Below are 21,366 nucleotides of genomic sequence, written 5' to 3'. Positions count from 1 at the left end.
TCTGGCGCGCGCCTCGGTCAGACATTCTCATCTTGGAACGATCATGCAAATCGCCTTGCTAACGCGCAACGACTCGACCTTTCGACGGATCAAGAATGCTTTCGAAGCGGACGGCATGCCCGACTGTGTTCGCTATACCGATGAACTCGGCCTGATTCGCTCACTCGAGCGCAGTCCGCCGGATCTCGTCATCATCGAATCGGAGACGGAGTTCTCCACCAGCAATCTCGTGCTCGCGTGGCGGGCGTGTCATTTCAGACAGGACCTGCCGGTCATGATGATCGGCCAATGGTGGGACTCGGTAAGCATGACGAACGCACTGCATGCGGGCGTCGATGAAATCGTCGTGGGCGAGTTTCGCCTCGAGGAAATAGTGGCGCGCGGCCGTCACGCGGTGGAGCGCCGGCGCGGCGAGCGCACGGCGCAGAGCACTATCACGCTCGGCTCTTCGACGCTGTACCGGGCGACACGCGAGTTCGTCACACTCGACAAACGCGTGCGGCTCACGGCGCGTGAGTTCAGCATAGCGTGGCTGTTCTTTTCGCATCCCGGTGCGCTCATCACGCGCAAGGAACTGGCGCACGCGGTGTGGGGAAAGGAACTCGATATTGCTGGGCGTTCGCTCGAACAGCACATCTACAAACTGCGCGCCAAACTGGAACTGGACGAACACAGCGGCCTCACACTGCGCACCGTGTATTCGCTCGGCTACATGCTCGAACAGATCGAAGCGCCGCATCGCCGGGATATCTGCACGACGCGTGCGCCACGCGCGCGAATGGCCGAAGCGGTGTCGTGACACTTGCCGGCCATTGCGCGTAACGCAGCAGAGAACACGGCCTTTTGGCGACCCGCAGCGCGGGTCGCCATCTCGACGTTCAGCGTCAGTTGGCCAGATCGATACGGCCATACACGCCTGCAACTTTCTTGTTCGGGCCTGCAGCATAGAACAGCGTCGTTTTGGGCTGATTCAATACGCCGTTGCCGAACGAGAGGCCCCACAAACCGGTCTGCTGGAACGCCGTGCCGTCTTGCAGCGTGAGCTTGCCGAGCGGCTTGAGCGAGACTGGATCGAACGCGTTGATATTACCGTCGCCGAAGTTGCCGATCAGAATGTCGTTGCTCAGCGTGCCGAAACCGGCGGGCGCCTGTGCGACTGCCCACGGCGCGTTGAGCACGCCACCCGCTGGAATCTGTTGCAGCAGATTGCCGTTCAGATCGAATACGTCGACCACGCCGAGGCCCGCGCCGGTCACCTGAACCTTGCGGCTCGCGTCCTGCTGCGCATATGTCACGAAGATTTTCGAACCGACTGCCTGAATGCCGAACGGAGCAAAACCCGCCGGTACAGATGGGTCCTTGAACGTGCCAGGCAGCGCGATTTTGTTGAACGCCGCATCCAACACGTCGACCTTTGCGTTGTGAAAGTCGGTTGCGTACAGCAGATTGCGGCCGCCGTTGCTGGCGAGCGTCAGGCCTTTGTAGATGGCGCCACCGGCCGCGTCGTCGAACGCGGTAACGGCTGCGGTCGGCAACACTTTCGGCGACCACGCGGCGATCGTGCCCGCTTCCGTCGCAAACATGAACACGGCGTTGCTCTTCGCAGAGCCGTCCGGCGTCGCGATCATGAAGTCCGTAGCCGTGCCGTTGAAGACGATGCCGGTCGGTCCCGCCACGCCGTTGGTGCCCGGCGGAATCGTCACGATCAGCGATTGCGGCACGCCGTTGCCGTCGAACAGCACGGACTTTTGCGAGCCGTTGCCCGAGACCCACGCGGCGCCGGCCGGATTGAACGCGATGCCCCAGCCGTTCTTCAGATCGGGCGCGGTGTTGGGCGCGGCGACGCTGCCGTCGGATACCAGCACCATGGACTTGAATACGCTTGCGCTGGCCGTCTTGCCGTTGTCGACATGATCGCCGCCGCCACAGGCGGTGAGCGTCAATGCGGTAAGTAGAGCGGCTGCTGTCTCGAGTAACGCGGGTTTATATTTCATTCGAATCTACCGTCTGCAAAGTTGAAGGGATGGATTGCGACGAGGGCGGCCGGCCAGGAACCGTCGTATTGCAGAATAGAGTTCGAGTGAGCCGCGTTTGGCGGCGATGCCGAAGGTCTGCGCGGTTTGGCGAAGGAGTGCATTGCATCCGGGCAGTCCGCGCGCAGCTAGTTCGCTGGCGCGCTTATGACTTCGCGCGATCGAGGGGCGCTCATACGTTAGCGGCTACCGTTGTCTGCATGAATGCGACCGGAGAGCCTCCAGATGATGCGTGTCAATGGAATGCCCGCAGCGCCTGATTCAGCGACGCCAGCCGCGCAGGACGACAAGCCCGCGAGCGGCCCGACGCCGAATGCTCCGGCGCGTGCGCCGGTTCCGGCGCAACTTGCTCCATACAAGCCAAAGCGCGAACCCGTGCAGCCCGGTGCCTACCGCGATCAACTTCTGAAGGGGCCAATGGGCGCGATCGGCAAGCTCGCGTCGCCGCCCAAACCGCAGCCCGCAGTCGACGACATTCACAATTTCGTGCCGCCGAAGGGCAGCGCCGGCAAGAGCGTGTTCAACGCGATCAGGCAAGCTTTGGGCAGCGGACAGAAAGGCTTCACGCCGCTCAACCTTGCTTCCAAAAAACCGCTGACGGGCGTGCTCGGCGCGAATTCGCGCGCGGCCGGCGGCAGCTTCGTGTACGACGCCCACACCGCACACGAGATCCCCGGCATGATCGCGAGCGGCGCATCGGCCGTGGTCGCGCATCAAACCACCAAACGCTATGAGCAGAAACTTGCGGCGATGCTGCGCGAAGATGTGCTTGCCTTCGACGCGTTGCCCCAACCCGCGCCAAAGGGCATTCCGATGAAGGGGATTTCATCGTCCGAGCAAGGCGGGGTCGCGGCGAGCCATGACGAAACGCAAGCCCAAACGCAAGCGCCGACGGAAGACTTGATGGCCACGACTGAGCCCGTCCGCACGAACGCACCCGAATCAGCCGTACACAAAACCAACAGATATCTGCCGACCACACCGGAGAACATGATCGTCACGCGCCAGCACGGCGAATGGCAATACGACAAGGCGAAACTGCTGCGTGCCGCGAACGATCCGGCTCATCCGCAGCATCAACGTGCGCGCGATGTGCTCACGACCATGTCCATCGCGGAAAATCAGGGCAAGCGGCGCAGAGGCGCGCTCTACGAGAGCGCGACATCGGCGACGGCGGCGGCGGCCGGCGCGGTGCTCGCCGCAGGCACGCATGGCGCGGCCACGCCGCTGATCGTCGCTGGGCAATCGCTCAATGCGGTGAAGGACGCGTTGGACATAAGGAAATTCGCGCTGGAAACGCGGCAAAATCTGCGCGACGAGAAAGCCGACGACGTACAGCGTCATGTCACGCAATCAGCCAGCAAGAGCGAGGCCTTCGATAACGCGCCGCTCGAAGCACAAGCGGGCGTCTACGCGAATATGTACGACAACGCCCGCCGCAAAACGGCGCAGCAGCATAATTTCGGTTATCGGCTGCCCGGCTCGTTGATCGACGATCGCAAGGCTGGCGTCTACAAAACCGCGGCAACCGATGTGGTGAGCGCGCACATCGCGGAGATCGCGCAAAAGGCAATGCGCCGTGCGCAGCCCGAGAACCTGGGTCAGTTGCACGGGACCAGCAGCGAGCCGAACCTCACGCGTTCGGCGCGCGAAAAAGCTGCACTGGAACAGATCGAAAACGATCCGCAATTGCGCGCCACGCTCACGCTCCTCACCGACGCCGGCATGCCGCGAGCCGACGCGGTCAAAGCGATGATGCGCCTCGCCGCCGACGCGTTGAAACCCGCCGAAGAGAAATCGGCGAAAGCAGAAGCGCAAGACCCGAGTGCAATGTCCAATGATGAAAAGCTCGAGAAGATCGCGGGCATGATCGGCGAGCCGGGTCTTAAACCGGCTGACGCCGCGAAGGAGTCGAAGGATGCGATCAAGGGCTCGTTGCGGCTGCGCTCATAAGGCGTCGGCGCGAACGGATGTGAGGTGTTCGGGCATCTTTGATAACGCTGGGCGTCCTCACACGCGATATGGACCGCTGCACATGAAGCTCCAGCTACGACACGCGAGACCGCTCGCTTATTCCGCGAGTTCGCGTGGAGCTTTTCTATCGAGCGCTGTTTGATGCTCACGCTACCGCGAGAGGCAGCGTCAATCTTGCTTCGAGTCCGCCGTTACGGCGGTTTTCCAGTTGCAGTTCGCCACGCATCGCGAGCGTAAGACGTCGCGCGAGCGTGAGGCCCAAGCCGGATTCCGGCGCGCGCGCTGTCGTGCGCGGCGCGCGATACCAGGGCGCGAATACGGTCTCCATTTCGGCGGGCACGATACCCGGTCCGGAATCGACCACGGCCAGCACCACCCGCCGTGCATCGACGCGCACGCACAACCGCACGGCGCTGTCATAGCGCAACGCGTTGTCGATCAGATTGACGAGCACGCAGCGCAGCGCATGCGGGCACGTTACGACCGGACACCCTACCTCGCCTTCGAGTTCGACCGAGCGGCCGGCGTCCCGGTAGTTATCGACGAGCGCACCGATCAGTCCGTCCGCATCGAAGCATCGCAACGGTTGTCCGGCCCAGCATTGCATTCGCGCGCAAGCGAGGCTTGCCTCGACCAGTTCGCCCATCTCGGCGAGATCGTGCTCGATCGCGTCGCGCACATCGCCGTCGTCGAGCCGCTCACAGCGCAACGCCATACGTGTCAGCGGCGTGCGCAGGTCGTGCGCATAAGCTGCGAGCACATCGAGCACCTGGGCGACGCGCTCGGCGTCGTAGCGCTGCGCGCTGTTGATCGCGCGTACCAGGCGCGCGACCGTGGGCGGCCCGAACTCGGCCAACGCTTGCGGCAACGTGTCCGTGCTGCTGCGCTGCTCGATTGCGGCGGCGAGGCGCGCGATGCACGAACGCTGCTCGTACGCATATACCCACAGCGCCGCCGCGAGCAGCCCGAAGCCGATCGCGACGAGGCAGACGATCGGCAGCAGGTTGCTGTCGGCGCGGCACGGCCGCGTGTAGAGCATCGCCGCGTTGGCAGGAGGTGCGCTTATCGTGACGAGTAGCGCAACGAGCAGCACGAACATCGCGATTGCGCTGATCCGCTGCGATTGCACGCCCGTGCGAATGGCGCGAACGGTGCGAACCGCACGAGCGGCGCTCGCCGCGGGACTGGGCGGATTCGCGCGAGCAATCCTAAACGAGGAGTTTCTTGCCGCGCGGGTGCAGATTCGCAACACGGATTCCTGCAAGGCCTCGCGCAACACGGTCGAATGGATGAAGGTCATCGTCGTTCTCCTGGCGCCGCCACGTCGGACGGCATAGGAGACATGAGAGCATGCGGCGTGGCGTTCGCACCATCAAACGAGAGGTCGCCCACCCCCTACGAAGGTTTGCCCTCGCCATGCACTGGTGTCGCTGGTGTCGCTGGTGTCGCTGGTGTCGCTGGTGTCGCTGGTGTCGCTGGTGTCGCTGGTGTCGCTAGTGTCGCTTTTGCTAGCCGTGTCCCAGCGCGCGGCGAATCCACGACTCCAATTCGCTCGCGTCGATGGGCTTCTCGATCACGCACAACGCAGAGCTGGCCCCTACCCTCGCGCGCGTGCGCGCGGAGGCCAGGGCCGTGATGAATAAGGTGGGAATGCGCATGCCGTCGGCTTCGAGCTTGTCGAGGAGTTCTATCCCGCCCATGCCGGTCATCTGGATATCGCAGATCAGGCAATCGGTTCGCGAGAGTACATCCGACGCCAGAAACGCTGCCGCGCTCGCGAACTCGCGCGCCTCCCAGCCGAACGAACGCACGAGGCTGCTGGCGGCGGCGAGCACGAAGGGGTCATCGTCGACAATGACGACGAGTTCGGTGGATGAAAGCGACAAAGCGATACCTGCCTGAGGCCAGGCAAACGGATGGGCCCATCCCACCGCTCACCGGTAGCCCAGCATAACGCCACGCATGGGTACCGCCATCATATGTAGGTATGGGTACACCCGCGCCGCTTGCCGGAACACGGTGGGTACAGCTTCGCGCGCGCGAACGGTACGGTATAAAACGTACGCTTACTGCTCCGCGGCGCCTATTCCGCCAAGTTTGGCGATACCGAGCGCTTGCATCTTGCGCACCAGCTCCGCCACCGAGCGCGTGTTCATCTTGCGCATCGCCTGCCCGCGATGAATCTTGGCCGTGATCTCCGCGATTCCCATGTTGGCCGCGATCTGCTTGTTCATCAGCCCCGCGGCCACGTGTTCGAGCACCTCGCGTTCGCGCGGCGTCAGCGATTCCCAGCAGGCGCGCACCTCGTGCAGCGAGCGGTCGGCCTCCAGCCGCTTTGCGTCGCTGTCGAGCGCGGCGACCACCGCATCGATCATGTCCTGATCGCGAAACGGCTTGGAGAGGAAATCCATCGCGCCGGCCTTCATCGCCTTCACGGTCATCGCTATGTCGCCGTGGCCCGTCATGAAGACGATGGGCATGTGCGGCTGGCCGGTCTCCGACAGCGATTTCTGGAACGCAATACCGCTCTGCCCGCGCAGCCGCACGTCGAGCACGAGGCACGACGGATTCGCGCTTTTGGGCGCGGCGAGGAATTCCTCGGTCGAGGCGAACGCGTGCACTTCGAGGTCGATCGAGCGCAACAGGCCGACCAGCGCGCCACGCACGAGGTCGTCGTCATCGACGATGTAGACGACGCGGGACTCGCGGCCCGTGGATGAAGCGGCTGTACGGAAGGTTCGGGAATCGGACATTGCGGCGTTCGCAGAGCTCTCGTTAAAGGCCGCGAGGCGGCCCGGTGGTTAGACGAATTCGAAGCGCCGGCGCCGGTTCACACATGCTTCGTGCGAACCGCACGGCGGCGCGCTGCTTATGTTCCTTCCGCGTCGAGCCGCGGCAACACGAACCGGGCGCGCGTGCCGGTCACTTCGCGCGGCGCGAGAGTCAGCGTGCCGCCATGGGCATCGACGATCGAATGCGAAATGGCGAGGCCCATGCCCATGCCGTTGTCTTTCGTGGTGAAGAGCGGTTCGAGCAGCCGGTCCGCGACTTCGGGCGCGATGCCGCTGCCGAGATCGTCCACCGTCACCTGCACCGTGCCGTCCGCGCCCATCGTGCACGCGAGCACGAGCAGCCGCCCGGTGTCGAGCGCAGCCATCGACTCGGCGCCGTTCGTCAGCAGATTGATCGCCACCTGCTGCAACTGAACGCGGTCGCCATGCACGTAGACGGGTTCGTTCAGGCCGCGCAATTCCAGCGTGACGTTCAGCGTGTCCAGGTGCGCGGCCACGAGAGCCGCGGCCTCGCGCAGCGCTTCGGACAGGTCGATCCTCGTGAACTGCGGCTCGGCCTTGCGCGCCTTTGCGCGGAGCGCCTCGATGATGCTTTTCGCGCGCGTCGCGCTGCGGCTGATGTGCGTGAGCATCTGCTGCGCCTCGCCGATTTCCGGTGGACTGCGGCTCAACCAGCGCAACGCGGCGCTCGCCGAGGTATCCACGGCGGCGAGCGGCTGCCCGACTTCGTGCACGATCGAAGCGACCAGCTCGCCCATCGCCTTCAGACGCGTTGCGCGCGCGAGGTCGGTGAGCGCGGCGCGCAACTGTTCCTCAGCCCGCGCGCGCTGCTCGTTCTGCTCGACGAGATCGTCGTAGAGCCGCGCGTTTTCCAGCGCGAAGGCCGCCTGCGACGCGATCACTTCGAGCACCGCCGCCTTGGCCGCCGTGAACACCTTCGCGGCCAGATCGTTCTCGAGATACAGCACGCCTACCAGCGTCGAATAACGCATCAACGGCACGCATAACACCGAACGCGGACGCTTGCGGCGGATGTAGACGTCCTGCGCATAGACCGGCGAGTCGTGCGGGTCGTCGGCTACCACGCCTTCCTGAGTACGCGCGACGGCCTGCACGAGCGAGACCGGCAGCACGTCGGACGTGAACGGCACCGCCTCCTGCGTGACGGCGATCGCGCCGTTGACCACCTGCGCGCGCGCCGGCACCTGCCATACGCCGCGGCGCAGCAAAACGAGTGCGCCCTGCCCGGCGCCGGCGCTTTCGAGCGCCGTGCGCAACAGCGTTTCGACGAGCCGCGCCGGGACGATGTCGCTTGCGAGCGCATTCGAAATGCGCAGCACCGCTTGCACGTCGAGTTCCTGAAGACGGCTCGCGGCGGGTGCATCCATGTCGGCGTCGAACAGTTCGGGGTGGCCGGCCTGCAACTGCCGCGCCTTCGCCATCGCGCCCCAGCGTTGCCACGCCCCGCGCGCGTGACGCAGGTACGCCTGCGCGCTCACCTCTTCGCCGCGCGCAGCGTGGAACGACGCCGCAAGCTCGGCCGCAAGCGCTTCGACCTGCGTGAAGTCGTGACGACGCGCGTGCGCGACAGCCCTCGCATACGCTTCCAGCGCGTCGAGCGCGCGGCCTTCGACACGCGCCATCTCAGCATGCACCAGCTCGCATCGTCCGACGAAATTCTCCGGGCAGGCTCGCGCCCAGATCGCGAGTTGTCCGGCGTGGCGCTGCAACGCAGTCTCTTGCGCCGCATCGCGCTCTGGCAATGCGAGCAGCGCGAGCGCCCCGTAGAAGGGCAACTCGCCGCTCTCGGCGAAGGAACGCGATGCGTTCGCGCAGGCTTCGGCACGTTGACGCGATTCCAGCGCATCCGCGAGGTCGCCGAACAGCAGCGCGCGCTGCAAACGGTACACCCAGTAAGAGAAGTCCACGAGCGTGGTCGGCCTGCCGTCCACGGGCACCGGCGGCATCTCGACGCGGCCGTCGGGCTCGCCTTCCTGCAAGTGCGTGAGGAGCGCCCATTGCGACAGCAGCGCGTCGATCACCAGCTGGAAGTTGGCGTCGCGCGCGCTCGCCAGTGCGCGCGCCACCGTCTCGCGCACGTCGGCCAGCAACTCGCCTGCGAACAGCATGCCGGTGGCTTCGTTGCGGCCGCAATACAGCGCAAAGGTGTGATCGCTGCTCTCTATGGCGACGTTGTAGGCACGGCGCACATAATCGCGCGCGCTTCGTGCCGGCAAGGTCCAGGGCACGACGAAGGTGCCGAATACCATGTAGACACGCGCGCGATACCGTACGAGCCCGCGTTCGTCGACCAGGTGCAGCGCGAGCTGGCCGAACGCAAGCGAAAAGCTGTAGTCGCCGTAACGCACGCCGAAGATCTGGTTCATGCACGTGTACACGTTCGCGGCCGCGTCCGAATGGCCGTGCTCGATCGCGAGGTTGACCGAGCGCAGCAGCATGAAGTCGACGAGATTCTGGTCGGTGTAGAGCGCGGGCGGGATGAGGTCCGAGATGATGTCGGTGATGGCGCGCCGCAGCGGATCCGCGATGATCGGCAACTCGCGCAGCCCGCCAATGCCATGCTGGTCCAGCCAACTGCGCAGACGCGCGTATTCGCGGTCCACGTCGGCATCGACGGGATGCATGGGCACCTCGATACCCGCGCGATGCAAAAACGCGAGACCCACGCCGAGCGCGAGATCATAGCGGCCGAGCGTCGTGTAGAGCGCGGCGCGCAGCCGCGCAAGATCGGCGCCGAAGATGCCGTCGCCCGCCTCGGCTTCCAGCGCCGACAGGCGCGCCTCGGCAACCTCGAGCGCGCCGGTCATGAACTCGGCCTCGCCGCACAGCTTGCGGGCGAGCAGGCCGTCTTCGCTCGCCGCCTGGTCGCCCAGCAAGTCGAGCGCCGCGCGGAAGAAGCCGAGTGACGAATCGTGCGCCGTTGCGGCTTTCGCCTCGCGCCCGGCGTCCAGATTGAGGCGCGCGAAGACGCGCCGTTCGTCGGGATCGTCGAGCGCCGGGCGCGCGAGGTTGGCTTGTGCCGCGAGCGCGAACACATCCGTCTCGCCGCCCCGGTTCGCCAACTGGCGACGGGTGATCTGCAAATGCAGCGCGGCGCGCTCGGCTGCCGGCATCGACGTATAAGTCGCCTCGCGAATCCGGTCGTGCCAGAACACCCAGTCGCCGTTCTCGCGATATACCGTGCCGGCTTCGAGCGCGGGTTGCAAATGCCGGGTCGCATCGAGTTCGGACAACCCGGCCGCCACCGCGAGCGTTGAAGTGGACGCGCGCTGCCCGAGGCAGGCCAGCACCCGCAGCATGAATTGCGTGGCGGCGGGCAATTGTCCGAGCTTTCGCGCGAGCAGTTCGACGACGTTTTCGACGCCGCGCTGTGCCGTCATCTGTTCGAGACTCCAGCGCCACGCGGACGACTCCACGTCGTATTCGAGGAGGCCGTCGTCCGCGAGCAGGCGCAGCAGATGGTGCGCGAAAAATGGATTGCGCCCGGTCTTGCGGCCGATCATCTCCACGAGCGGCCCGAGCGAGTCCGCGTCCTGATGTAGCGCACGCGCAATCAATTCACGTAGCGCGCCCTCGTTCAGCGGCCCGAGTTGCACATGCCGCGCGGCGGCCACATCGGCCAGTTTGCCCGCGCGCAACGGGTGATCCGCAGCCACTTCATTGTCGCGGAACGCGCCGATCAGCAGCAGCGCCGCATCGCTATGCTGATGCAGCAGCCGCTCCAGCACCTGCAAGGTGCCGGTGTCTGCCCACTGGAGATCATCGAGCACGAGAACGAGCGGACGCGCGCCGTTCGCAAAGCACGCGATCAACCGCGCGATCCCCTGAAGCACCCGCTCGCGTTCGAGCGCCGGCGCGGCGTCCGGCGGGTCGAGCGCTTCGGGCTGCGGGCCGAGCACGGCGCCGAGCGCGGGCAGAAATGTGCTCAGCGTGCGGCCGACGGGCGCCGTGGCCGTGGCGATGCGCTCACGCCAGATCGCAAACTCGCCGTCGGGGCAGCCGAGCACGAAGCGCAGCAACTGCTCGAGCGCCTGGCCGAGAATCGCATACGGCTTGCCGCGATGACCTTCCTCGCTCTTGCTGACGGCGAGAAGCGGCGGGCTCACACGCTGCATCCGCGCAACGGCTTCTTGCAGCAGCGTCGACTTGCCGATCCCGGAACTGCCCGACACCCACGCGACACGGGCTTGCCGTCCATCTACGACCGCACGGAACTGCGCGAGCAGCGCCTCGATTTCGTCGTCGCGGCCGAGCACCCGGTCGGCCTGCTGCAGGCGTTGCAGCGCCGCATGGGTGTCGAGCGTAAAAGGCGCGATCTCGCCGTGACGCCGTTGCAGGTCCTCACATCGATGCAGGTCCGCAAGCAGCCCCGCCGCGTCGGCGTAACGTTGCTCGGGCGCTTTCTCGAGCAACTTCATCACGATCCGCGAGATTTGCGGCTGCACGTCGGCGGCGAGTTCGTGCGGCGGATGCGGCCGGTGGGTCGCGTGCGCATGCACGCGCGCGGCGGTGTCGGCGGCCTCGAACGGCGGCATGCCTGTCAGCAACTGATAGAAGATGCAGCCAAGCGAATAGAGATCGGCGCGTTCGTCAACCGGCACGTTCATACGCGCGCCGAGTTCGGGCGCCATGTAGATGAAGCTGCCGTCGTTCCATTCGAGGTCGGCGTCTGGCGAAGCAGTGGTGTCGCCGGGACGGGTGGCGGAGCCAAAGCCGGTGAGAAACGCCTGGCCTTCGTCGTTCACGAGAAAGCGGGTTGGCGACAGCGCACGATGCACGATGCCCGCCGCGTGCATGGCGCCGACGGCCCTCGCAAGGCCGATGGCGATCTTCAGGAAGGCTGCGGTGCCGGCCTGGCGTGAGCCGCTGCAGCAGCGCAACGGCTCGCCGCCCGGATCGGCAAGCAGGAGCAGCGCGCCTTCGCCGTGCGGCACGAGCGCCTGCGGAACCGCCGACCACGTTTCATGCAGCGCGGCGCGCAACGCGTATTCGCGCTGCAGCGCCGCCAGCACGGCCGGCGCACCGCTCCCGCGGCCGGCGACGAGCACCGACGACGCGCCGTCGGCAACCGCTCGTTGCAGACGCGGTGAACCATTGCCCAGTTCGATAAAGCTTCGGTTCGACAGTTCGATCATGCGAAGACGGTATGGACGCAGCGACGCGCGCGAGCAGTTCAGGGAAGGTGCGCACAGCACCCATGCAGACGATTGCACACTCCTTCACCCCCGTTCCACGGGCAGCCAGTTGGCATCTATCTAACGGTGTGCGCCGAAAATAATACCCACTCCCAGTTCATTTCGGGTCAGGCAGTGAAAACAAAATAGACATTGCAGAATCTGTACGATCGTACGTATCAAAGCACGACAACTGTACCCTATCGATGATTAGAACTGTCCTGATTCCGAAGCAGTACTGTTCACGTATAACGGCCTGAAACAGGCCGTTGCGCACTTGCCTTCGGAAAAAGCACGCCCTATTATGGACCAACTGATCCATAATTAACAATCGTCCGCTGCCGCCGATCAGCCGCAGCCAACTTCGGGGAAAACAATGACCATCGATTTTTCGAAAGTGAATAGCGTCGCCGGTACATCTGCGACTTCGGGCTCGACGTCGGTTGGCGCGAGTAGCAGCAATAAGCCGTCGTTCCAGTCGCTATTGGCTGAACTCACCGATTATGTGAAAGGCACGCCAGGCGAGCGCATGGAAAAGATGATTCTCGCGAAGCTGGGAGTCACCGAAGAAGAACTGAAGAAAATGTCGCCGGAAGAGCGCGAGAAGATTTTGGCGAAAGTCCGGGAAATGCTGAAGAAAGAGATGGAGGCACAGCGAGAGATGCAACAACAGAAAGCTTCTGGACAACAGATTAACGTGTCGGTTTGAACAACGGATCATTCGCCCGCTCACGTGCGTGAGCGGGCGAATAATCGATGAAGCTAGCAGCGAGGCTGCTGCTGTTTTGCCGCTTACTAGCGCCTATTGCAGCTTATTGCGCAGCCTTCGCCGCGGCGATGATCGTGTCGGCAACGAGCTTCGGCTGGCTGACCATCGCGACGTGGCTTGCATTCGCCAACGTCACGTGCGCGCCGATGTTCTTCGCCATTGTCTGTTGCAGGCCCGGATCGATCATGCGGTCCCGCTCGGTCACCACGAAGTACGACGGCTTGTCATGCCACGCTGCTTTCGTGACCTTCTCGCCGATACATGCCGAAGCCCACGGACCTTGCGTTGCAGCGATCACACGGCGCTGCGGCAAAGGCACGTCTTGCGCGAAATCTTCGAGCACCGCTTTGGTCGACAGCGTCAGATTGCCGGCCGAGTCTTTCTGCAATTCACTCGCCCATACAGGCGCCGGCTTGCCCTTCGTGATGTCTTCGATCGATTGACCGCTATCCGGCGCGAATGCCGCCACGTAGACCAGGTTTTTCACCTTGTCTTCGTTGCCCGCCTCGCTGATCACCACGCCTGCCCACGAATGGCCGACCAGAACCACAGGTCCGTTTTGCTGCTCGATCACGCGTTTCGTCGCGGCAACGTCGTCGGCCAGCGAGCTCAATGGATTTTGTACTGCGACCACGTGTGCCCCGCGCGCTTCGAGCAGCGGGATCACTTTCTCCCAACTTGAACCGTCGGCGAATGCGCCGTGCACCAGCACGATGTTCTTGCCCTTCAGGTCCTGCGGCGGCGCCGCGTGCGATGCTTGCAGCGCGAACAGTCCGCCGAGCAGCAACGCGGAACCGACGAATTTCTTGAGAAGCCTGGTCATTGATTTTCTTCCGGCAGAATGGAGTTGACGTTGATTGAACTATTGCGCAGACGACGCGCGGCGAACGCGCGCCGCCGCGTGTATCACGAGTGCGCGTAGATCGGACCGAGACCGACCACGCCCTGCTGCGGCGCCGATGCGCCGGTCGTCTGTGCACGCGAGCCTGCTGCTGAACGGCTTTGCACGACGCCGCCATATGCTGCGGCGGCCGAGGCGTTCTGCGCGGCAACGCGCGCTTCAGCGGCTTCGATGTTCCTCGGATATTGGGTGCTGTCGCTGGCGGGGTTGTAGCCGGCCTTCTGCAACTGAACGAGTTCCGCGCGCACCTCGGCACGCGTCACCGCGTGACTCGACTGGGCGAATGAAACAGCGGGGACGGCAACGAGTGCGGCAACGAGAAGGGATTGAACGAGTTTCATGAGCTTTCTCCAGAAAACGACGGCATTCAAAGGTCAGAAGTTCGGTTGAAACACTCTGCAGCCCATATCTACGAGCTAGCGTGTCACCCGAATCGGGCGCAGTGTTGCGAATCAACCTTGCGTGACGACATTTGAACCCGCCGACGTATCTGGAATGTTTTCGCGAACCCGTTTAATGCAAGCGTGTTTATCGGGGCACGGCCTGGATACACTGCGATACAAAACCGCAGTGAAGCCAATCAGCCCGCTACCGTATTGAAATCACTGAACGACGGACCGAGTGGCCGCACTCGCATTTCCGGATCGAGATGCGTCCACGGCAGATCAGCAGGATCGGCGGCCATGGGGCCCGGCGCTTTGGCGACGAGAATCGCCTCTGCGATCGCTTCGAAATCTGCGCGAAAATGGACAGAACTCTTGTTGACCAGGATCTTCATTCGCTCGGGTTCAATGCCCGCCACGCGGAACAGATTGCGGTCGAAGACCTGCATTTTCACGGAGCTCACCGCGATCCGCACGCCTTCGATTCGCAGGCATGCGACCGGACCCAACTCGCCTTCCATGCCGTTGAGCATCGGCCCGTCGAAACGGAAGCGTCCGTCCGACAGGTGCTCGACCTCGAACTCGGCTTCGAGCGGCGCATCGCCCTCCACGCCCGCACCGCCGCCGAGCCGCAACGCAATGCGCGCCCCGACGCCCGCGCGATGTGCCGCGGCCGCCGCCTGTGCGTCCCAGATCACGCCGACTGCCGCATCCTTCGCGCCGTTGCGCAACAGCGCGCGCACCATGCCCATGGTGTTCGAGTCGCCGCCCACGCCCGGGTTGTCCTGCGTGTCCGCGATGATGACCGGGCGCGATGCGGATGCGCTCACGCGAATCGCTTCGAGCGCGGCTTCGTCGGGTGAGAGAAACGGCACGTCCCAGCGCGCTTCCTCGCCGACGATCCTGGCAAACAACGCGTCGGCGGCCTGCGTCGCCGCGTCTTCGTCGAACGAATAGGCCCAGATTGTCGGACCGCATTCAGGAAAATCTGCCGCAGGGAAGCCAGGCGCGAACGATACCGATACGACCGGGCGCTTCTCGAGATCGGCGAGCATGCGGTACATGTCGTTCGCCGGCTCGACGAGCGTGCACATGCCGTTTACCGGAATCAGGAAAGGAACCCGGCGTACCGCGCGATGCAACGGGCGTTTCTCCCACATCAGATCTTCGAGAATACGCGCGGCGCGCTCGCCGGTTTCCGCCATGTCGACGTGCGGATACGTGCGGTACGCAACGAGCGCACTCGCATGAGCGAACATGCGGGCCGTGACGTTCGCATGCAGATCGAGCGATACGACCACGGGCATGCGATCGCCGACGATCCGCCGCACGCGTTCCAGCAACTCGCCCTCGCCGTCGTCGTGCTGCTCGGTCACCATTGCGCCGTGCAGGTCCAGATAGATCGCGTCGAAGCCGCCTTGCTCGACGGCCGCGATGATCTCGCCGCCGATCCGCTCGAACGCATCCGTGGTGACATGTGCCGACGCGCTCGCGCCAGCCCAGATCACCGGCTTCAGTGCGCGGCCGTTCGCTTCCATGACCTTGATGAAGCCGCCGATCGGCACGTTGACGTCTCGCAGGCTGAACACGTCTGCGCCGCGAACCATCGGCGGGAAGCCTTCGCCCTGGACAAAGCTCTCATAAGACGCCTTGGTCGGCGCGAACGTATTGGTTTCATGCTGGAAACCGGCAATCAGGATTTTCATGTGGTCCACCTTGATGTGTTTCACCGCTGCGCGAAATCACGACGCAGCAGCGACAAATTAATTCGGATACCTATCTGTCATGTCGCGATACGGATCTGCGAAGCCCGCTTTGAAGCGGCTATTGCTGCTTCATCGTCAACTTGCCCTTCAGGATCAGAATGGCGGCCAGCGCGGCGGCGCACGCCATGACGAGAAGCCCCGCATGCATGCTGCCGGTCCCAGCCTTGGTCCAGCCGACCACCGCCGGCCCCCAGAATCCGCCGGACAGTCCAACGGTATTGATGAGCGCGATGCCGCCCGCCGCCGCCGTCCCTTCAACGAGTTGCGACGGGATCGCCCAGAACACCGTGTAGGCCATCCACAAGCACGCGGTGCCCAACGTCAGTGCGAGAAGCGTGAGCGGGAGATTGCCGTCCGCAAAGACCGTGGCGATCAGACAGACTGCCGCGCCTAGCGCCGGAATCGCGCAGTGATAGCGGCGCTCGCCGAAACGGTCGGAACTGCGGCCCGCGAGATACATGCAGACGGCAGCCGCCACGTACGGAATCGCCGTGTACCAGCCAAGGCGCACCGTATCGGTCACGCCTTGCTCCTTAAGCAACGTGGGCAGCCAGAAACTGATCGCGTAGATCGGAAAGATGACGCTGAAGTAAGCGAGCGCGAGCACATAAACTCGCGGACTTTTCAGCACCGCCTTGAAGGAATCCGCGCGATGCTGGGTCGGCGCGGTTTCGCCTTCGAGCAGTGCTTTTTCGCCGTCATCGAGCCAGCGCGCGTCGGCGGGTCGGTCGGATATCACGCGCAGCGTCAGCAAGCCCAGCACGATGCACGGCAAACCCTCGACGAGGAACATCCATTGCCAGCCGGCGAGGCCGCCGACGCCGGCGAGGCTCGTCATCAGCCACGCCGACACCGGTCCGCCGACAATGCCGCCCAGCGGTCCCGCAACGAACACCAACGCGATGGCGCGGGCCATGCGCGCCGGGCCGTACCAGCACGACAGGTAATAGATCATGCCCGGCGCAAAGCCCGCTTCGAAGACGCCCAGCAAAAAGCGCATCGCGTAAAACGCCGGCACGCTTCGCACGAACAGCATGCACGCCGACGTGATACCCCATAGCACCAGAATGCGGCTGAACGTCTTGCGAGCGCCGACCTTCGGCAGCATCAGATTGCTCGGCAATTCGAACAACACATAGCCGATGAAGAAAATGCCCGCGCCAACGCCGTATGCGGCGTCGGAGAAACCGAGGTCGGACTGCATCTGCAATTTCGCGAAACCGACGTTGACGCGGTCGAGATAGGCGAACATGTAGCAGGCCACAAGGAACGGCAGCAGCCGCCAGTTAAGCTTGCTGTAGAGCGCGGCGGCGGGATCGCCGGCGGCCGAGGGATGGATTGCTGACATGGTTGTCTCCGTATGCCTTGCTGGCCCGTTGCAGGGGTTGAGTCGATGGTGGCAGCGCAAAAACGGACTAGCAAGAGCAACTAAGTTCACATATCGTTGTCTTATGGGCAACAGACACCAATCCTGCGGTAAGCGGGGGTCCGGCGGTGGGAGCGATCAAATGCGAGAAATCAACCAGCAGCGGCTACGCTATTTCCACGAGGTGCTCAGTCACGGCACGATTCGCGGCGCGGCCGAACACATCAACACGTCGCCGTCGGTCATCACGCGGCAGATCAAACTGCTCGAAGACGAACTGGGTGCCGTCCTGTTCGAGCGCCAGGCGCGCGGCGTCAAACCGACCGAAGCCGCCATGCATCTGCTCGAGTTCTGGCGCGGCTACCGCTCGCAACAGGAGAAGCTCGAAGACCAGCTGCACGCGCTGAGGGGGCTGCGCACCGGGCAAATTCAACTGGCTGTCAGCGAAGGTTTCGTCGATACCTTCGTCGACGACGTGCTCGCGCCGTTCTGCACGTGCTACCCCGGTCTGGAAGTCAGCATGACGATGCTGGCGGTAGACGCGATCCTCGACGAGGTCGCGGAGAATCGCGCCCATATCGGTCTCGCCTATAATCCACCGCCGCACGCGCGCATCGCGTATCGGGCGAGTTCCGCGCAGCCGGTTGTGCTGCTGCTGAGAAAGGACCATCCTCTGGTCAAACGTGGCGGCCCGGCGCGTCTCGAGGATTTGCAGGCCTATCCGCTCGCGCTCATGCCGTCTACGTTCGGCATCGGTCATGTCGTGTCGATGGCACAGGTGGCCGCGAACGTGTCGATCCGTGCAACTTTGACCACCAACTCGTTGAGCGCCCTCAAGCGCTTCGTCACGGCGGAGAACTTCATGACGCTGATCGGAGAATTTGCCGCATACCGCGAACTCGCCAGCGACGAGTTCACCACCGTTCCGGTCGCCCATCCGCTCTTTGAAAGCGCGCAGGCGAGAGTGCTGGTCAAAGCCGACCGGCCGCTCGCCGCCGGGCCGCTCGAACTGTTGAAATGGATCGAGGAACGCATGCCGATGTTCGCACGCGGAAACGCTCACAGACACAAACCGCAAAAACGCACATCCAGCCGCGCAAGCGGCGGCTAGCCGCGGCATATACGGCGAAACTTTTTTATTGATTGTTCAGTCCACAACTACCAGGCTGAAGATATGGTGAGACCACGTGAATTCGATCGGGACGAAGCGCTGGATCGCGCCATGCGCGTGTTCTGGTCCAAGGGTTACTCGGCGACGTCCACGGACGACCTGCTCGCGGCCATGGAAATTGGCCGGCAGAGTCTGTACAACGCATTCGGCGACAAGCGCAAGCTCTACCTGGAAGCGCTCGACCGTTATCAGCAGCACAGCATCGCGGCGCACGTCGAGCGGCTCACACGCGGCGCGTCGGCGCTAGCCGGCATCAAGGCGATGTTGCTGGGCGCGATTGGGTCGGACGCCGCCGAGCGCGCAAACGGTTGCATGGGCGTGAACAGCGCCGCCGAGTTCGGCGCGAGCGATGCCGATATCGTCGCGATCCGCGCAGCAGGCGCAAAGCGCCTGAAGCAGCATTTGCTGGCTCGCATCGAACAGGCGCAGCGCGACGGCGAGATCGATCCGCAAATGAACGCGGAAGAAGTGGCGCTGTTCATCGGCAGCACCATGCAAAGCATTCAATTGAATGCACGCGCAGGCATGACGCCGGCTGCGCTGCGACGCCTTGCGAAATTCGCCGTCGAGCGGCTGGTCGTGCGTTCATAGCAGAGCGAAGAACACCGTAACGTTCGAACGGGCTGCAGCGATATTCACATCGCTGCAGCCCGCCCTTCTGAAACACTCACATGCACCCGGTGCGCGTGCCGCCTCGGCTACGGCGCAAATCGCGTGAACACATAATCGCGATCCTTCACCTTCGCCGCGTGACACGCAAAGCACGTCTCGTGCTGCGCGGCGTCAACGGGCTGCCCGTTGATGAAACGCCCGAAACCCCAGCCTCCCGTCGACGCATAACGGCGCGAGTCCTTGACCATCACCTGAACGGTAGTGGGCTCTCCGGGGATGGTCGCCGTCGCGAACTCGGGCGACTGCTTGCGCTTGTACGCAAGCTTGACCAGGATGGTGCCGTCGGGATACGGCAACGTCGACTTCTCGATTGCCTTGATCGCGGCGGGATTGCCCAGCACCACGCGCAGTTCGTCGAGCGGCGCGGCCTCTTCCGCAGGCGCGATCATCTGCCACTTGCGGTAGCCATCCGGAATCGTCACCCCGTAGATTGGCGAGGGCGCCGACTTCGCGGGCTCCGCCAGCGCATGATGTCCCACCGTGCCAAGCAGGAGCGCCGCATTCAGCGCAACCTGTGCAAGCCGGATTGTTCGCATTGCGTGTCTCCCGTTCGTCCGCTCAGAAACGGGCGACGTCGATGACGGCGTCGGCGAAAGCTTTCGGTGCTTCTTGCGGCAGGTTATGCCCCACGCCGCCGCCGATGTTGCGATGCGCGTACTTGCCTGTGAACTTCTTCGCGTAGGCCGACGGCTCCGGATGCGGTGCGCCGTTGGCGTCGCCTTCCATCGTGATGGTCGGCACGGAGATGGTCGGGCCCATTGCCAGGCGCTTCTCCAGGTCGTCGTATTTCGGCTCGCCGGACGCGAGGCCGAGACGCCAGCGGTAGTTGTGAATCACGATCGCGACGTGATCGGGATTAACGAACGATGCCGCCGTGCGTTCGTACGTCGCGTCGTCGAAATTCCATTTCGGCGAGGCCGTATGCCAGATCAGCTTGTTGAACTCGTGACGGTTCGCGTCGTAGCCGGCTACGCCGCGCTCGGTCGCGAAGTAGAACTGATACCACCAGGCAAGTTCCGCTTTCGGCGGCAACGGCGCTTTGTTGGCTTCCTGGCTGCCAATCAGATAACCGCTGACCGACACCATCGCCTTGCAGCGCTCCGGCCACAGTGCCGCAATGATGTTCACGGTGCGCGCGCCCCAGTCGAAGCCGCCGAAAATGGCCTTGTCGATCTTCAGCGCGTCCATCAGGTTGATGATGTCGACCGCGATAACCGCCTGCTGGCCGTTGCGCGGCGTATCCGCCGAAAGAATGCGCGTCGAGCCGTAGCCACGCAGGTACGGCACGATCACGCGGTAGCCGGCGGCGGCCAGCAGCGGCGCGACTTCCACGTAGCTATAGATGTCGTACGGCCAACCGTGCACCAGAATGACGACGGGGCCATTTTGCGGACCTGTTTCCGCGTAACCGATGTTCAGCGTGCCGGCGTTGATCTGCCGTAAGTTCTCGAACGACGTGGCGCCGGATCCGGATTTCGTGCCGCTCGACTGCGCGTGCGCGAGTCCGCTCAAACCGAGTTCCATCAGGCTGATGCCTGCGACCGTCGTGCCGAGCAGACGGCGCCGCCGCGTATTGACCTGTTCAGACATGGCTATTTCCTCTTCTTGTACGAAAACCTGGTAGGACCTGCATGCACTCGCGGAAAAAACTCTTAACGAGTCCGCACGCGATCAGCGGCGCACGAACAGGTCGATCGTCGAAATGAATACAGGCAGTGGGATAAATGAACGGTGTGTTTCGTTAAGGCTTGGCGTAGATCGGGCCGAGGCCGATGACATCCGACTCGGACGAATGCGGCGAACCGGAAGCCGAGCTGCCGTAAGTAGACGATCCATACGATGATGCGAGCACATTCTTCTGGGCGTCGATACGTGCCTCTGCGGCCTGGATGTTCTTCGGATACTGCGTTTGATCGCTTGCGGGGTTATAGCCGGCGTTCTGCAATTCGACCAGTTGCGCGCGGACTTCCGCGCGGGTCAGCGGCTGGTTCGACTGCGCGAACGATACAGACGGCAGTGCAACGGCAGCGGCGACGGAAGCGACGGCAATCAGCGATTGAATGACTTTCATGATATCCACCTCAAGAGAATGTCTTTCGACGCAAACGCCCGTTTGCGTTTTCGGGTTCTGCAAGCGCCAGTGCGGCTGGCATGGAATCATTAGACGCTCTCCAGGTATCTGGCGTATGTCGGCGATCCGCGCCGGTGCAACGTTATGTAACGCCCCGGCACGCAGACACATTGGGATACAAAACGAAGACGGCTCGCATTGACCCTCCTCCGCATGGACAGCATTCGCTGTGGCAGGTGGAATAAGACAAGCCTGCCGGGTGTTATCGGTTGC

Annotated in this window: 17 protein-coding genes; 5 read left to right on the top strand and 12 right to left on the bottom strand. The window is 63.6% G+C overall.

Going from position 1 to position 21,366, the window contains the following annotated elements; genetic code table 11:
• Positions 1-43: 43 nt before the first annotated feature.
• Entirely contained in the window at positions 44-799 is a 756-nt protein-coding gene (locus tag ACTJLB_RS03775; RefSeq protein ID WP_440782531.1) for a winged helix-turn-helix domain-containing protein, read from the top strand.
• An 85-nt stretch (positions 800-884) separates the two neighbouring features.
• Here ACTJLB_RS03775 and ACTJLB_RS03770 read toward each other — a convergent pair whose 3' ends face one another.
• On the bottom strand, positions 885-1,994 hold the full coding sequence (locus ACTJLB_RS03770) for a TIGR03118 family protein (RefSeq protein ID WP_440782530.1): 1,110 nt from the start codon (positions 1,992-1,994) through the stop codon (positions 885-887).
• A gap of 264 nt (positions 1,995-2,258) precedes the next feature.
• Here ACTJLB_RS03770 and ACTJLB_RS03765 point away from each other — a divergent pair, with 264 nt between their 5' ends.
• A complete protein-coding gene (locus ACTJLB_RS03765; protein WP_440782529.1) occupies positions 2,259-3,986 on the top strand; it encodes a hypothetical protein in 1,728 nt (575 codons plus the stop codon).
• Between the two features lie 166 nt (positions 3,987-4,152).
• On the opposite strand, the gene ACTJLB_RS03760 is transcribed toward ACTJLB_RS03765, so the two are convergent.
• The 4 genes from ACTJLB_RS03760 to ACTJLB_RS03745 all read right to left on the bottom strand — a co-directional run bounded on the left by ACTJLB_RS03760 (position 4,153) and on the right by ACTJLB_RS03745 (position 11,955).
• The gene (locus ACTJLB_RS03760) at positions 4,153-5,307 is read right to left on the bottom strand and encodes a sensor histidine kinase (protein WP_440782527.1); all 1,155 of its coding nucleotides are present in this window, start codon (positions 5,305-5,307) and stop codon (positions 4,153-4,155) included.
• A gap of 208 nt (positions 5,308-5,515) precedes the next feature.
• Positions 5,516-5,893, bottom strand: a complete 378-nt coding sequence (locus ACTJLB_RS03755; protein WP_020070034.1) for a response regulator — start codon at positions 5,891-5,893, stop codon at positions 5,516-5,518.
• A gap of 180 nt (positions 5,894-6,073) precedes the next feature.
• Positions 6,074-6,760: a response regulator transcription factor gene (locus ACTJLB_RS03750; RefSeq protein ID WP_088175008.1), complete on the bottom strand. Its 687-nt coding sequence runs from the start codon at positions 6,758-6,760 to the stop codon at positions 6,074-6,076.
• A 116-nt stretch (positions 6,761-6,876) separates the two neighbouring features.
• The gene (locus tag ACTJLB_RS03745; RefSeq protein WP_440782830.1) at positions 6,877-11,955 is read right to left on the bottom strand and encodes a trifunctional serine/threonine-protein kinase/ATP-binding protein/sensor histidine kinase; all 5,079 of its coding nucleotides are present in this window, start codon (positions 11,953-11,955) and stop codon (positions 6,877-6,879) included.
• Positions 11,956-12,370: 415 nt separating this feature from the next.
• Here ACTJLB_RS03745 and ACTJLB_RS03740 point away from each other — a divergent pair, with 415 nt between their 5' ends.
• Entirely contained in the window at positions 12,371-12,703 is a 333-nt protein-coding gene (locus tag ACTJLB_RS03740) for a hypothetical protein (protein WP_131320323.1), read from the top strand.
• 103 nt (positions 12,704-12,806) lie between these two features.
• Here ACTJLB_RS03740 and ACTJLB_RS03735 read toward each other — a convergent pair whose 3' ends face one another.
• From ACTJLB_RS03735 to ACTJLB_RS03720, 4 genes are all read right to left on the bottom strand, one after another.
• The gene (locus ACTJLB_RS03735) at positions 12,807-13,586 is read right to left on the bottom strand and encodes an alpha/beta fold hydrolase (protein ID WP_020070038.1); all 780 of its coding nucleotides are present in this window, start codon (positions 13,584-13,586) and stop codon (positions 12,807-12,809) included.
• Between the two features lie 83 nt (positions 13,587-13,669).
• Positions 13,670-14,005, bottom strand: a complete 336-nt coding sequence (locus tag ACTJLB_RS03730; RefSeq protein ID WP_440782526.1) for a DUF4148 domain-containing protein — start codon at positions 14,003-14,005, stop codon at positions 13,670-13,672.
• A gap of 239 nt (positions 14,006-14,244) precedes the next feature.
• Positions 14,245-15,753, bottom strand: a complete 1,509-nt coding sequence (locus tag ACTJLB_RS03725; RefSeq protein ID WP_440782525.1) for a M81 family metallopeptidase — start codon at positions 15,751-15,753, stop codon at positions 14,245-14,247.
• Positions 15,754-15,871: 118 nt separating this feature from the next.
• Positions 15,872-17,161: an MFS transporter gene (locus ACTJLB_RS03720; protein WP_087751631.1), complete on the bottom strand. Its 1,290-nt coding sequence runs from the start codon at positions 17,159-17,161 to the stop codon at positions 15,872-15,874.
• Between the two features lie 160 nt (positions 17,162-17,321).
• On the opposite strand from ACTJLB_RS03720, the gene ACTJLB_RS03715 reads away from it, so the two are divergent.
• Together ACTJLB_RS03715 and ACTJLB_RS03710 are read left to right on the top strand one after the other, a co-directional pair.
• Complete coding sequence (locus tag ACTJLB_RS03715; protein ID WP_408493035.1) at positions 17,322-18,290, top strand: LysR family transcriptional regulator; 969 nt, start codon at positions 17,322-17,324, stop codon at positions 18,288-18,290.
• Positions 18,291-18,353: 63 nt separating this feature from the next.
• Positions 18,354-18,941, top strand: coding sequence for a TetR/AcrR family transcriptional regulator (locus ACTJLB_RS03710; RefSeq protein ID WP_408493036.1), 588 nt, complete (start codon positions 18,354-18,356; stop codon positions 18,939-18,941).
• A gap of 107 nt (positions 18,942-19,048) precedes the next feature.
• Here the strand turns inward: ACTJLB_RS03710 and ACTJLB_RS03705 are convergent, their stop codons facing one another.
• The 3 genes from ACTJLB_RS03705 to ACTJLB_RS03695 form a co-directional block, all read right to left on the bottom strand.
• A complete protein-coding gene (locus ACTJLB_RS03705; RefSeq protein WP_440782524.1) occupies positions 19,049-19,558 on the bottom strand; it encodes a cytochrome P460 family protein in 510 nt (169 codons plus the stop codon).
• A 22-nt stretch (positions 19,559-19,580) separates the two neighbouring features.
• Positions 19,581-20,612 carry an alpha/beta fold hydrolase gene (locus ACTJLB_RS03700; protein ID WP_020070045.1) on the bottom strand — a complete coding sequence of 344 codons (1,032 nt, stop codon included), beginning with the start codon at positions 20,610-20,612 and terminating at the stop codon, positions 19,581-19,583.
• Between the two features lie 151 nt (positions 20,613-20,763).
• Positions 20,764-21,093, bottom strand: a complete 330-nt coding sequence (locus ACTJLB_RS03695) for a DUF4148 domain-containing protein (RefSeq protein ID WP_027804956.1) — start codon at positions 21,091-21,093, stop codon at positions 20,764-20,766.
• Positions 21,094-21,366 lie beyond the last annotated feature (273 nt).

The sequence above is a fragment of the Paraburkholderia sp. 22098 genome, from assembly GCF_052045935.1.
In the GTDB taxonomy this organism is placed as follows: Bacteria; Pseudomonadota; Gammaproteobacteria; order Burkholderiales; family Burkholderiaceae; genus Paraburkholderia; species Paraburkholderia caledonica.
Note: the sequence above shows the minus strand (reverse complement) of the source record. Positions and strands in the feature narration are given on the sequence as shown.

Excerpts from the sequence above, each read along its gene's own strand:
- ACTJLB_RS03765 (WP_440782529.1), top strand. The coding sequence starts at position 2,259 with ATGATGCGTGTCAATGGAATGCCCGCAGCGCCTGATTCAGCGACGCCA.
- ACTJLB_RS03720 (WP_087751631.1), bottom strand. The coding sequence starts at position 17,161 with ATGTCAGCAATCCATCCCTCGGCCGCCGGCGATCCCGCCGCCGCGCTC.
- ACTJLB_RS03730 (WP_440782526.1), bottom strand. The coding sequence starts at position 14,005 with ATGAAACTCGTTCAATCCCTTCTCGTTGCCGCACTCGTTGCCGTCCCC.
- ACTJLB_RS03750 (WP_088175008.1), bottom strand. The coding sequence starts at position 6,760 with ATGTCCGATTCCCGAACCTTCCGTACAGCCGCTTCATCCACGGGCCGC.
- ACTJLB_RS03705 (WP_440782524.1), bottom strand. The coding sequence starts at position 19,558 with ATGCGAACAATCCGGCTTGCACAGGTTGCGCTGAATGCGGCGCTCCTG.
- ACTJLB_RS03695 (WP_027804956.1), bottom strand. The coding sequence starts at position 21,093 with ATGAAAGTCATTCAATCGCTGATTGCCGTCGCTTCCGTCGCCGCTGCC.
- ACTJLB_RS03770 (WP_440782530.1), bottom strand. The coding sequence starts at position 1,994 with ATGAAATATAAACCCGCGTTACTCGAGACAGCAGCCGCTCTACTTACC.
- ACTJLB_RS03710 (WP_408493036.1), top strand. The coding sequence starts at position 18,354 with ATGGTGAGACCACGTGAATTCGATCGGGACGAAGCGCTGGATCGCGCC.
- ACTJLB_RS03740 (WP_131320323.1), top strand. The coding sequence starts at position 12,371 with ATGACCATCGATTTTTCGAAAGTGAATAGCGTCGCCGGTACATCTGCG.
- ACTJLB_RS03725 (WP_440782525.1), bottom strand. The coding sequence starts at position 15,753 with ATGAAAATCCTGATTGCCGGTTTCCAGCATGAAACCAATACGTTCGCG.
- ACTJLB_RS03735 (WP_020070038.1), bottom strand. The coding sequence starts at position 13,586 with ATGACCAGGCTTCTCAAGAAATTCGTCGGTTCCGCGTTGCTGCTCGGC.
- ACTJLB_RS03700 (WP_020070045.1), bottom strand. The coding sequence starts at position 20,612 with ATGTCTGAACAGGTCAATACGCGGCGGCGCCGTCTGCTCGGCACGACG.
- ACTJLB_RS03745 (WP_440782830.1), bottom strand. The coding sequence starts at position 11,955 with ATGATCGAACTGTCGAACCGAAGCTTTATCGAACTGGGCAATGGTTCA.
- ACTJLB_RS03775 (WP_440782531.1), top strand. The coding sequence starts at position 44 with ATGCAAATCGCCTTGCTAACGCGCAACGACTCGACCTTTCGACGGATC.
- ACTJLB_RS03715 (WP_408493035.1), top strand. The coding sequence starts at position 17,322 with ATGCGAGAAATCAACCAGCAGCGGCTACGCTATTTCCACGAGGTGCTC.
- ACTJLB_RS03760 (WP_440782527.1), bottom strand. The coding sequence starts at position 5,307 with ATGACCTTCATCCATTCGACCGTGTTGCGCGAGGCCTTGCAGGAATCC.